This window comes from Flagellimonas algicola (assembly GCF_005937185.1).
Lineage (GTDB): Bacteria > Bacteroidota > Bacteroidia > Flavobacteriales > Flavobacteriaceae > Flagellimonas > Flagellimonas algicola.
The window spans coordinates 290,470-303,890 of sequence record NZ_VCNI01000003.1 but is presented as its reverse complement, the minus strand read 5'-3'; the positions used below and the strand labels follow the sequence as shown (position 1 = coordinate 303,890).

Here is a 13,421-nt window from a genome sequence, read left to right as displayed (position 1 = left end):
TGCGGGCAGCCCGAGCACGACGGTCACCGTTGTGGTGAACGGGGACACGGATGTGGAGCCCAACGAGGACTTCACGGTGGTACTGAGCGCACCTGTCAATGCCACGATCAACGACGGCACGGGCCTTGGGACGATCACCAACGATGATAGTGCTACACTTACCATGGCCAATGAAACCGAAGCAGAGAATGTTGGAGGGGGAGACATGGTCTTTACGGTGACTCTGGACAATGCGGTTGCAGGAGGTACGGATGTGACTTACAATTTCACGGACGGTTCGGCCACGGGTGGTGGCACGGACTATGACAGTACTGGGGGAACTCTTAACTTCACAGGAAATGCCGGGGAGACCCAAGATATTTCTGTGGCCTTGAACAATGATGCCATAGTGGAAGGGAATGAGACCTTTACAGTCACTTTGGGAACTCCCACAAACGGGGTTGGGGTTTCTGGTTCACCTGCAACAGGTACAATCACAGACGACGATACAGCTACGGTAACCATTGCCAATGTCGCCGGAGATGAAGATGATGGAGCCATACAGCTTTCTGCCACTTTGGATTTGGAAGTTGATGGTGGATTTACAGTTCAAGTTCTTTCTTCTGATGGAACTGCTACCTTGGCTGATAATGATTATACAGGTCTATTGCAAACCTTAAATTTTGATGGAACCGCAGGAGAAATTGAAAATTTCAGCATTACACCTACAGTTGATTTGGCTATAGAAAGCGATGAAACAGTAAACATTTCCATGCAAAATTTGGGTAGTACCACCTTGCCCGTGGATATAACAGATACGGGTATCGTCACGATAAACAACGATGATAGCTGTGCTGCAGGGACGACGGCTCCTGTACAAGATGGCTCTGTGATTACCACCTTTTGTGATGCATTTGTGCAGGATTTGGATGCCTATGTTATCAGTATTCCACCTGCGGGATCAGACCTTAGGTGGAGCACCAATTCGGATACATCAGTAACTGCTGACTATCTTCTTACCAGCACAGTTAGTACCGCGGACACTTACTATGGATTTTTCTATGACGCCCTTAACAATTGTGCCAGCCCAACCTTAACGGTTATGTTGGTTTCAAACAGTACACCCTCCGCAGGTACAACAACCAATATTTCAGCCTGTAGCAGCGCAGCGGACGGAAATAGCATTGTGGATTTGGATGATCAGTTGACCGGAGCGGATGCTGGTACTTGGTCCTTGTCCAGTGCTCCAGGAGGTGCTTCCATAACCATCAACGCAAGTAACATTGTAAACTTTAATGGTCAACCTGAAGGGGATTACGAGTTTAGTTACACAACAACAGGTGCGGTTGCACCATGTGTCAACCAAGTTTCCACCTTGACAGTAACCGTTATTGATTGTTCTACACCATGTGATGCTGGAAACACGGCACCTGTTTTGGATGCTACCGAACCCACAGATTTCTGCGATGTGGTTGCTGCGGATTTAAATGATTATGTAACTGATATTGCTCCCGCTGGTAGTGTACTCACTTGGAGTACCAATCCTGATCCTTTAGAAACCATCGCACACAGAAGTAGCATTGTTATTGCTCCTGGATCCTATTTTGGTTTCTTTTACGATGAAATAAATGGGTGCGCCAGTCCAACCTTAACAGTAACCTTGGTATTGAACAACACTCCTGTTGTATTAAGCTCTTCGGGAGCTTCAAGATGTGGTGAGGGTACTTTGACCCTTACGGCTTCAACCACTGATGATGCTTTGTTAAATTGGTACGATAGCGCCACAGGAGGAACTTTCCTTGGCAATGGCGATACTTTTGAAACTCCTATTATTACGGAAACTACTTCCTTCTTTGTGGAAGCTTCAGCCAATGGCTGTAATTCTGTGAGAACAGAGGTAATAGCCCTAATCAACCCGAACCCTTCCACTGGGACTCCAACGAATACCATCGCCTGTAATACCGCTGGAAATGGAGGGCCAACAATTATCGACCTGGATGATACCTTAACAGGCGAAGGCGAGGGAACATGGTCTATTGTTACCGATCCATCCGGAGGGACTCTTATTATTGATTCAGAAAACAATGTAGACTTCGAGGGTCTATCTGCTGGGGATTATGTATTTGAATTTACCACAACAGGTGCTGTTGCTCCTTGTGTAAACACTTCTGTCCAAGTGACTATTGCGGTTAGTGACTGTATTGTTGATTCGGATGGTGACGGACTAACAGATGGGGAGGAAGCCAGTTTAGGTACGGACCCTAACGAGCCAGATACTGATGGGGATGGATTAACGGATGGGGAGGAAGTTTTAGTTGTGGATGATCCCAATACAACGGCAATCCCAGAAAATGCATCTGATCCCTTGGACAGCTGTGATCCGTTCCTTACTCCAGATTGTAATCCATCAGATATAGATTTGGCCATAAGCAAGGAGGTAGATAATGCTACACCGCTATTGCAAACGAATATAACATTTACGCTTACCTTGGAAAATACGACCATGGATAGGGTTTTGGATATTGTAGTCAACGATTTGATTTCTACCGATTCTGGCTTTCAGTACGTTTCCCATACGGCCTCCAGTGGAGCGTATGATCCAATCACGGGAGTATGGTCCATTGATGAAATGGGTCCAGAGGAAGTCATTGCCTTGGAAATCACAGTAACGGTATTGGTCACCGGAACGCTTCAAAATACGGCAACAATAACTAGTTCCTTTCCCTCGGACGGAGTGGCATCCAACAACACAGCATCCGTTTCTGTGCAAGCCAACCGAAGTCCATGTCAAACCCCGGGAACTTTGTGCAACATATTTTCACCCAATGGTGATGGAATAAATAATACGTTGGTCCTTGTTAACCATCAGGACTTCCCTCAAAACAACCTCCAAATTTTTGATCGCTATGGTAATAGTGTTTTCGAAATGACTGGATATGACAGTTCGTGGGACGGTACCAGAAGTAATGGAGATGTTCCCGATGGCACCTATTTTTATGTCCTGGACCTTCAGGGAGATGGTACTGATATTGTTAAAGGTTGGATTCAAATAATAAGATAAGTTGAATATGCCCAAAACTTTTGGTTCAAAGACATATAGGTTTTTCGTGTTAACATTCATGACTATAGTGGGCATGGGTTACGCACAAAAGGAGCCGCAATACACCCAGTATATGTATAATATTGGAAGTTTCAACCCTGGATACGTTGGTTCTGTAGAGACTCCTGAGATTTCTGGCCTATACCGTGCCCAATGGGTAGATATTCCGGGGGCACCGACCACCATGAGATTTGGGGCCAATGTTCCTTTTGCCAATGAACGCTCTGGATTGGGGCTTAATGTGGTACTTGACGAGTTGGGGCCGTCCAAACAGACCTATGCCAATGTTTCGTACAGTTATCAAATCAGCCTTACGGATGTTACCAAACTATCTTTTGGAATGGTTGCCGGTGGTTCATTTTTAAGCTTGGATTATTCCGAGGGAAGTTTCGTTGATCCTTCTGATCCCACCATTCTTGGGGACAATTATAGCAATTTTTATCCGACCGTGGGTGCAGGTTTGTTTTTGTATGAAGAAGACTGGTATTTGGGACTTTCGGTGCCTAATTTCCTAACAGAAGGGCTTTACAATGAAGAGATTGCAACCGTAGTGGAAGGTAGTTGGCAATACCACTTTATTGGAGGATATGTATTTCAGATTTCAGAAAGAACCAAGTTTAAACCGGCATTTTTATTAAATTACCTTCAGGGAGCCCCTGTTACGGTTAATTTATCCGCTAACTTTCAATTCATTGATGCATTGACTGTTGGTGCATCATATAGATTTGATAATGCGGTAAGTGGTTTGGCTGGGTTTCAAGTTTCCAATTCACTTTTTGTTGGGTATTCCTATGATTACAATACCAACGGCCTTGGAGATTTTACGGGAGGTTCGCACGAGGCTATTTTGAAGTTTTATATTGGCCGTGAAGGAAGCAACAGAGGTCCACGAACAAAGAACAAGGACAGAAAATTAAAAGGTAAACCTAAACAAATAGATTCCCCCAGATTTTTCTAGCTATGTTTAAAGTCAAAAGAATATTCCCCGTTTTATTTACCTTTTTGTTGGGTACGGTTGTAGGCAGCGCCCAGTCCAAAAAGTCCAAGGGCGATGATTACTTTTTTCAATACGAATATCAAAGGGCTGTAACTGCATATGAAGCTGATTTGGCCGAGGGAACCTTAAGCATGGAACAATATCTGAACCTAGCGGATTCCTACTATAAAACCAATAATTTTGAAAAGGCTTCTGAAGCCTATATGAAGCTATACAAGCAAGATACGCTGTTGGGCAACCATCACTTTAATAAGATGTTGCAAAGTTTTGCAAGAACTTCCAACAAGGAACGAACGGAAGCTTTTTTGGCCACAAAATCGTCCAATTTTGAAAAGGAATTTTTACAGAACTTGGAGTTCAATACCCAATTGTTGGGCGGCACCGACCCCTCGGAAATCATGGATTTCCAGATTTTTAATTTGGAAGGGAACAGTCCGCAATCTGATTTTTCCCCTACATTTTATGGCGATAAATTACTTTTCTCAAGTGCAAGGTCCCAGGATAAAAAACGGAGATATGTTCCCACAGGGGAAGGGTATTTGAATATTTATGAGGGAACATTGCAACCTAATGGACAGTTTTCCACTGCTACTGCATTTACAGGAATTCCAACATCAAAATACCACAAGGCAACCCCATTTTATACGGAAAAATTGGAAAGTGTATTTTATGTGCTATCCAATACCCAAAATGGCGAATTAAGCTTTGATGAGAACGGGAAAAATTCCCTGGCAATTGGTATGCAGGCCAAGGAAGGGCCTTTTTATTTGTTGTTAAAAGATTTAAGTACCTCCTTCTATTATCCGTTCTACGATGATAAAGACGACAAGCTTTACTTTTCGGCAAACTTTGAAGATGGTTATGGTGGTACAGATATCTATTATGTGCACACGAATAGGGGGCAGATCATGTCGGCTCCAATAAATCTTGGGCCAAGAATAAACTCCCCAGGGAATGAAATAGCGCCTTTTATTTTTGAAAACAGTTTCTATTTTTCTTCTGATGTTTTTTATGGTTTAGGGGGAATGGACATCTACAAATCCAATATGGAGGGCAGCGGTTTTAGCATCCCCATAAATTTGGGTAAGGGAATCAACTCTTCCAAAGACGATTTTGGATTTATAATGCGGAACGATGGAGATGGCCTTTTGGGATATTTCTCTTCCAACAGATCTGGCGGTAAGGGCAATGATGACCTCTATGGATTTAAGGTCGATGAAAAACCAGGTCTTAGAACCCTGATTGTAAAGGGGAAGGTTGTAAAATCGAACAAGCCAACTGAAATTGTGGGCAAGGCAGCAGTTCAACTAGTGGATACGTTAGGAAATCTCTTGGCAGAAACCTATTCAGATGAGGATGGAAGCTATCGATTGGAAATTCCATGGACAAAGCATCTGGTTTTGAAAGCGGTAAAAGATCGTTTTTCCGAGACCACTCAGCAGTTTACTGAGGAAGAATTGGAAGCTATGGAAGGCAATAGCCATGAAATTCAATTGGCCGCCTACGACGATCTTGTGGAAGAAAGGGAAGGACAGACTGTGGTTAAACTGAAGGATTTCTATTTTGGCCGCGGAAGAACACAACTCACCCAAGAAATCAAAACCGAATTGGATAAGGTGGTAGCCTTTGTAAAAGATTTTCCCTTTGTGCAATTAAGAATTGAAACCTATACCGATAGTAGGGGAGGAAGCAGTACCAATTTTAGATTGACGCAAGGCAGATCGGATGCTATCAAAAATTACCTGATTCACAAAGGGGTGCCAGAAGCCAATGTTTTATATTCTATAGGGCATGGAGAGAACAAAATACTTAATAATTGCACCAATGGGGTATATTGTTTGGAAGTCTTGCACAAACGAAACCAGAGATCGCTCATTGTAGTGTTGAACGATAATATCCTGTTCAATTGATCAACGGATCAGCATCCAACAATAGTACAGGGCAAATACCAATAAAAAAATCATTCCCAGATAAGTCAGGAACCGCAAACCCTTTTTGGGTCTCTGCGCGACTGGAACATCCTTGCCCATTACTGTTTTAAGGTTCATCCACCCAATTAACGGGGCCATTACAAACGAAACGAAAGTGGCCAAAGCAACCAAGTTGCCCATATTAGCTCCAAATCCAGCAATAACGATCCAATTGATAACGGCCATTAGGATCACCGTAACTGCAAAAGAGTTTTTATGGCTAAATACCGGTCTTTTGGGAAATAATTTTTGTAAAACGTCCAAACTTACCCGTGAAACGGCATCGTGGGCGGTCATGCAGGTGCTGAACATAGTTGCGAAAGCGGCTACAGCGATTAGAAAGTAGGCCCAATTTCCAATGTGGGTAGTAAACAGGTTAACAACTTGATCTGCAAATACTGCGGCTTTTCCGCTTAGTTCTGTCCCAGTTCCATATAAGGTCATCCAGCCAATAATCAAAAAGAACACCGCTAGTATTGCGGTCATTACATAGCCCACATTGAACTCCTGAAGCGCCTCTTTTAAGGTGGGTTTTTCCTTCATGCCCTTTTGGTTTTCCATACTCCACAGGCTCACCCATCCCGATGCCTCCACCGCAGTTGGCATCCAACCTATAAGACTGATCAGGAACAAAACCCCTATCTCATTGAATAGTTCAGGTCTTTGGTAGGTTTCTGAGCCCGGAACAACACCTTTATGGATAACCATTACCGTGGTGATCAACAGGGCCACAAATAAAATGGAAATTACTGCCTTTAGAGAGTTTTCAAGAAATCGATATTTGCCAATAATCAATAGCGAACCAATAAAGATGAACAGGCAGAGAGCTACAATACCTTCGCCAACTTCAGTAATGCCAAACAGATTCATTAGCAAACCTGCCGTAACCACATATAGCGCGGCCAGTATGGTAAATGTGGAGACCACGGTCACCAAGGCGTAAATCCATAGGTACTTTCTACCCATGTTTAAATAGCCTTGGATAAGACTTTGATCGGTAACGGAAGTGTATCGGATGCCAAACTCAAAAAAGGGATATTTAAGCACATTGGCCAATACAATGGGCACAATCATGATCCAACCGTACTGGGCACCAGCTTTTGTGGACAATACTAAATGGGAAGTGCCGATGGCCATACTGGCAAAAAGCAATCCTGGCCCTAGATTTTTAAGAAGCACCCTAATTTTTGACATAAATATCCATACGAGTTGGCAACGAAAATAACTTTTTTGTTGGGAGAAGGAAAATGGCTACCTGAATTATCCTATCGAATTTGAAAATGGGGTAAGAAATCGGCAATGAATTAAGAGACTTCACCGGATCTTAAAGTGCTTTGTAAGTTGATATCAATATTTAGAAAACCTTAGAATTTTTCTTTTTTTGTGAGAAAACAAGTTGTGGTTATGGACCATTAAACCTTTAAAAGACTTAATTGGTTCACTGTGAGCAAACTGTTGGAAAATGCTTCTTTCAGGTCTGTTCTAGGTAATCTGATTGTAAAAATCTTGTGGAGTATGGAATTCCTAAAGAGATAGGGCTTTGAGTTTTTTTGTGAGAAAATATCCCGCCAATTTTTATATATTTATCAATATTTAACTCAAAACAATGTATTTAATGTGGTGTTTAACCACTAAATACAGGAACTCAATGAATCTATCTAACTCAAACTCGCTCAAACTATGACTGGAAACTTCTGTTGACTTTTTTTCCCTTAATCAAGGTCTGTTTGGAAGAATATAATTTCTTCTTGTAAACCAAATGAGTAGGATGAGAGGTGTTTAACTTACCTTCTCACCTATGCTCGGTGAAATTTGGGGAGCTGTTTTCTTATTATGGCTCCGTCTAAGAATAGTATCGATTTGATGCAGTATATGATGTGTTCCATTATTGGAGGTGCAATTCAAGTATATTGATTGGATTATGTTGGAAAACCAAAATAAGGACGAATTAGCTTTATGGAATGAGATAAGGAAAGGAAATGTCCTGGCCCTGGGCGAGGTATATGACATTTACATTGATGATCTTTTTTCATATGGCATTCAGTTTTCGGAGGATAGAAACCATGTAATGGATTGTATCCACGACCTTTTTTTGGATTTATACAAGTATCAATCCCGATTGGCGGTAACCAATAATGTTAAGTTTTACTTGCTGACATCTCTAAAAAGAAAAATAAACCGCCGCCACAAAAGCAAGCTTACGTATTATACGAACGAAACTCCACTTTCAGGCAATCAACGAAACCATATACCATCTCCAGAAGAGGAGCTTATAGAGATGGAAAATGAATGGTTAAGAAGTCACAGCTTACTCAAAGCAACTGAATTCCTTACCAAAAGACAACAAAAGGGATTGTCGTTGCGATTTTATGAGAAAAGATCCTATGAGGAAATCGCCGAGATTATGAATACTTCGGTAGAAACTTCAAGAACCATCATCTACAGAGCCATTAAATCACTAAGAAAAAATATTGTACTACCCATAGTGATTTTGGTGAGCTACTTTTTATAAAGTATTGATAGTTAGTAGGGTAACTAGTATTTCCCAACTCTATTTTATTCAAAATCTCAATTTTGAAGCACTGGAATTAAAGATTTCTTAAAAAAAACCTAAAAAAATTGTCTATAAACCAAGTATTGAATGCTTTTATTAATAAGGACAACTGTTGAAACTTGGCTTGGATACAGATTTCAAGGGTGTCAGAGAACAAAATGAGAAAAGATAAAACTACAGAAAATTACTCTGCTCACATTAATAAAGAGGAGAAGGAACAGCTAAAGGGAAGGATTACCCATTCCATTTTCAGGTATCAGCGTTTTAAAAGACGAGTTCGGTATGGATTTGGAGCTGCGGCTTCCGTCCTTTTGATTGCATCCTCGGGTTTTTATTTATACAATTCCGTATACAATCCCACTTCCATTGAGTCCTATGTCAAAACTACAAGTTCCAAAGTGGATGCCGGAAGCTCAACAGAGGTTACATTGATTTTGGACAATGAAACGAACATCAATGTTGATCAGGACAACACCAATATTAAATATTCCAATACAGGGAGTAAGGTACAGATAGGCTCTTTAAAGGAGGTTGATCAGGTAACGGAAAAAAACAATGAAATTGTTTACAACACCCTAATAGTCCCATACGGCAGACGGTCCCAAATAGAGCTGTCCGATGGGAGCAAGGTTTGGTTGAATTCCGGGTCTAAATTAGTCTACCCGGTTATTTTCAAAGGTAAAAAAAGAGAAGTATACCTTGAAGGAGAAGGTATTTTTGAGGTGGCCCATAACAAAAAACAACCGTTCATTGTAAAAGCGGAAAACCATGAAATTGAAGTATTGGGTACCGTCTTCAATGTAAGCAACTACCTGGATGATGGAAATATTAGCACAACCTTAAAAAGCGGAAGTGTCGAGATCCACTATGTGGAGGATTCCTTCTTTGGACAAAAACAAGCGTTGAAAATAGCCCCTGGCACCCAATCTGTTTATGCCAAAAATGCCAAAAGGATTTCGGCTAGGATGGTAGATGTGGAAAACTACTTTTCATGGCGTAGGGGAGTATTTATCTTCAAGAGCGATGACCTAAAACACATCATGAAAAGACTTTCCAGATATTACAATGTGGATATTGTGATCAACAACGTGGAACTGGAAAACCAGACATTCTCTGGTTATTTGGATTTAAAGGAAGATGTGGAGCATGTGGTCAAAATAATAAAGGAAACAACCGATTTTGAATATACCAATCAAAATGAAAATCAAATAATAATCAACTAAAGTGAACTATATGACATAAAAAAGACCACAAAAAAAACCAGAAGATGCGCCAACATCCTCTGGCTTAAAGCAAACATTGCTGAAAATTTATGTTCAGCAACATCAACTAACAAAAAAAACTAAATTATGAATAAAATTGTTAACCTCAGTCCTTTAGGTACAATAACGCCCTTGAGGTCTTATTTCTGGACTATTATGAGAGTTTTTCTTTTATTAATTGGAATTGGCCTCAGTACTGCATATGCCAATTCTTCCTATGCACAGACCAAAATAGACATTAAAGTAAATGACGTTGTGCTTGAAGATCTGTTCAAAGAGATTCAGGATAAAACGGAATATGTCTTTTTTTACAAAGATGACGTCTTGGACAAAAGCAAAAAGGTGTCATTGAGCTTAAAGAATGCAAAGCTGGCCGATATCCTTAAAAAAGCATTTAGAAACACCGATTTAAGTTATAAAATTGACGATCGTCAAGTGGTTATCGTCAAAAGAGTATTAGAACCTGAAAAAACGGTGGATGACGATTCCAAGTTCGTACAGTCGGACATTAGTGGTACGGTAACTGACTCGGACGGACAACCTTTACCTGGAGCGAATATTGTAGTAAAGGGAACCACCAATGGTACCCAAACCGATTTTGATGGTAATTATACCATCACTGCTGCACCAGATGCAACTTTGGTATTTAGTTATATTGGATTTGCAACCCGGGAAGTAGCGGTTAACGGTCAAACGACCGTCAACGTAAGTATGGAAGAGGATTCCAGCAAATTATCGGAAGTGGTAGTTTTGGGATATGCTTCCCAAACTCGAGGCGATGTTACTGGTTCGGTTGCTTCTGTTGATATTGATGAGGCAGTAAAAACTCCTGTGGTAAATGCCGCAGAAGTGCTTCAAGGAAGGGTAACCGGGGTTCAGGTAATCACTAGTGGTGATCCAGGAACTGCTCCAAAAATCAACGTTCGTGGATTTGGTACGACCAACAACACGAATCCGCTTTACATTATTGATGGTGTACAAACAGACGACCCCAACGTTTTAAACAATATCAATCCAACGGATATCGAGCAAATGAACGTCCTAAAGGATGGTGCAGCCTCCATTTATGGGGCAAGAGCTTCCAACGGTGTTGTGATCATAACTACCAAAGGTGGTGGGTACAACATGGAAAAGGCCGAAGTTTCCGTAGACCTGTATACAGGTTTTTCCAAGGTTGGCAACCCTATTGACCTGTTAAATGTACAGCAACACGCTGATATGATTTGGCAGAGTAGAATCAATGACGGGATTGCTCCTAGCCATCCACAGTATGGTGATGGTGCTACTCCGGTCATTCCATCTTCCATAGTAGGTTATACAAGAGTACAATCCTATGATCCTATTGTTTTCTTCCCTGCTGGGCAAGTAAATGCAACAGTACAACCGGGAGGTACTGATTGGGTGGATGAAATTACCCAAACGGCCCCTATTTCAAATGCTTCCATTTCCATCGCAAATGGTAATGAAAATGGAAAATACTTTATGTCGGCTTCCTTCCTGAGCAGAGAAGGCGTTGTAAACCATACAGGATTCAAAAGAGGTGGTACAAAACTAAACTCAGAATTCAAAATTGGTGAAAAATTACGTATTGGGGAACATGTCAACATTTCCTTTTCCAATACCTCGCCCGGTAATTCAGAGGCCATAGAAATGGCTTACCGAATTTCTCCTTTGGTACCTGTTAGGGATGACGATGGTTTCTTTGCGGGATCAGCCCCTCCAGGAATTGGAAATCCAAGGAATCCAGTTGCTCAATTGTATAGAACAAGAAATGATTACGATAAGCGCTATACTGGTATAGGTGACATTTATCTGAACTACGAGATTATTGATGGTCTATCCTTTAAGTCTACGCTAGCTGGTGGTTTTGAAATTTTCGATTCAAGAAGATTTGTATCCTTGGATCCAGAAAATGGAGAACCTATATCAACCAATACCCTTACAGAACGGGATCAAACCCGCTATAACTGGAGTTGGACAAACATCCTGAATTACAATAAAACATTCGGGGATCATACAATTAATGCTATTGCAGGTATTGAAGCCTTGGAAGAGGGCCAAAAAAGTAAGGAAGTTTCCCGAACAGGTTTCTTGTTTGAAGACCCCAACTTTTATTTGTTGAGCAATGGATCGGGTGCACCCAATGTCCCAACTACTGTAGATAATGTAGATGTTACTTTTGATAGGGAAAATACCCTTTACTCCATATTTGGTTCAGTAAATTATTCTTATTTAAGTCGCTACTTCCTAACCGGTACGTTGCGTAGAGATCAATCATCAAGGTTTTTGGGAGATAACCAAACCGGGGTGTTTCCAGCCGTTAGTGCGGGGTGGCTCATCAGTGATGAGGACTTTTTTCCTACGGACGGTATTGTCAATCGCTTAAAACTGAAAGCATCCTGGGGTGAATTGGGTAATCAAACCTTACCTGCTAACAACCCAACCATAAATATTTCGAGCTTAAGTGAGCAGTTTGCCAACTACTCCTTTGATGGGACAAGTATAGCAACGGGAGCATTATTGACCCAGGTTGGTAATGCCGATTTAAAGTGGGAGACTTCACAAACTACAAACTTTGGAGTTGAACTTTCATTATTTGACAGTAGATTAAATATTTCTGCGGAATATTTTAATATCAAAACCGAAAACCTAATCACTAGAGATTTTAGTTTGATTAGCTCAACAGCCATTGATGCAGAAGCTCCTTTGGTAAACTTGGGTGATGTTGAGAATAAGGGTATTGATCTTTCCATTGGTTACGGCAATACAACGGCCGGTGGCTTTTCTTATGATATTGCGTTGAACTTGTCGCATTACAAAAATGAAGTTACAAGATTGATCAATGACTCTCCTGTTCCTGGAAGGGGTGACTTAAGAAATGGTTCTGTAACCCGTACAGAGGTTGGTGATGAGATTTCTTTCTTCTACGGAAGAAGAATCACAGGCCTGGACAGTAACGGTAGATTTATGTATGAAGATATCGATGGCGATGGTGAGTCCCTTGTGGATGGTGATGACAGAACTAAGATTGGTTCTCCGCATCCAGATTTCACCTATGGTATAAATGCCAATCTTTCCTATAAAGGATTCGATATGCAGTTGTTCTTTACCGGATCTCAGGGTAACGACGTCTATAACTATAGCAAGGTGTTTACTGACTTTGGACTATTCTTTAATAGTAACAGAAGTACAAGGGTGCTCAATGCTTGGACGCCGTCCAATACCAATACCAGTGTTCCTGCTCTGACTGCCTCATATCCGTTGGAAGAAGCTTCTTCCAACACGTATTTTGTTGAGGATGGGTCTTATTTAAGGTTAAAGAACATGCAAATTGGTTATACCTTACCAAGTGATGTTACCAACAAGATTGGCTTGGGGTCTTTGAGAATTTACCTTCAAGGAACCAATATCTTCACAATAACAGACTATGAAGGATTTGACCCAGAAGTTATTCCAATTGATGCTGATGGAGTCGGTCAAAATTTAAATTTAGGTATAGATAGAAGGGTTTACCCTCAACCAAAAATCTACACCTTAGGGATTAACTTAAAACTCTAAA

At 41.1% G+C, this 13,421-nt stretch carries 7 protein-coding genes; 6 read left to right on the top strand and 1 reads right to left on the bottom strand.

Translation table 11 applies throughout. The features are described 5' to 3' along the window. The 3 genes from FGG15_RS17825 to FGG15_RS17815 form a co-directional block, all read left to right on the top strand. On the top strand, positions 1–3,040 hold a 3,040-nt coding region (locus FGG15_RS17825; protein ID WP_138838850.1), incomplete at its 5' end, for a T9SS type B sorting domain-containing protein. Positions 3,041–3,086: 46 nt separating this feature from the next. Then, positions 3,087–4,037: a PorP/SprF family type IX secretion system membrane protein gene (locus FGG15_RS17820; protein WP_262710855.1), complete on the top strand. Its 951-nt coding sequence runs from the start codon at positions 3,087–3,089 to the stop codon at positions 4,035–4,037. 2 nt (positions 4,038–4,039) lie between these two features. Further along, a complete protein-coding gene (locus FGG15_RS17815; RefSeq protein WP_138838846.1) occupies positions 4,040–5,986 on the top strand; it encodes an OmpA family protein in 1,947 nt (648 codons plus the stop codon). Here FGG15_RS17815 and FGG15_RS17810 read toward each other — a convergent pair whose 3' ends face one another. Continuing rightward, on the bottom strand, positions 5,987–7,240 hold the full coding sequence (locus FGG15_RS17810) for an NRAMP family divalent metal transporter (protein ID WP_138838844.1): 1,254 nt from the start codon (positions 7,238–7,240) through the stop codon (positions 5,987–5,989). A gap of 727 nt (positions 7,241–7,967) precedes the next feature. Between FGG15_RS17810 and FGG15_RS17805 the strand changes: the two genes are divergently transcribed. The 3 genes from FGG15_RS17805 to FGG15_RS17795 all read left to right on the top strand — a co-directional run bounded on the left by FGG15_RS17805 (position 7,968) and on the right by FGG15_RS17795 (position 13,420). Further along, positions 7,968–8,558: an RNA polymerase sigma factor gene (locus tag FGG15_RS17805; protein WP_138838842.1), complete on the top strand. Its 591-nt coding sequence runs from the start codon at positions 7,968–7,970 to the stop codon at positions 8,556–8,558. A gap of 200 nt (positions 8,559–8,758) precedes the next feature. After that, a complete protein-coding gene (locus FGG15_RS17800; protein ID WP_138838840.1) occupies positions 8,759–9,823 on the top strand; it encodes a FecR family protein in 1,065 nt (354 codons plus the stop codon). Between the two features lie 195 nt (positions 9,824–10,018). Beyond that, a complete protein-coding gene (locus FGG15_RS17795) occupies positions 10,019–13,420 on the top strand; it encodes a TonB-dependent receptor (RefSeq protein WP_161991988.1) in 3,402 nt (1,133 codons plus the stop codon). Position 13,421: the final 1 nt, after the last annotated feature.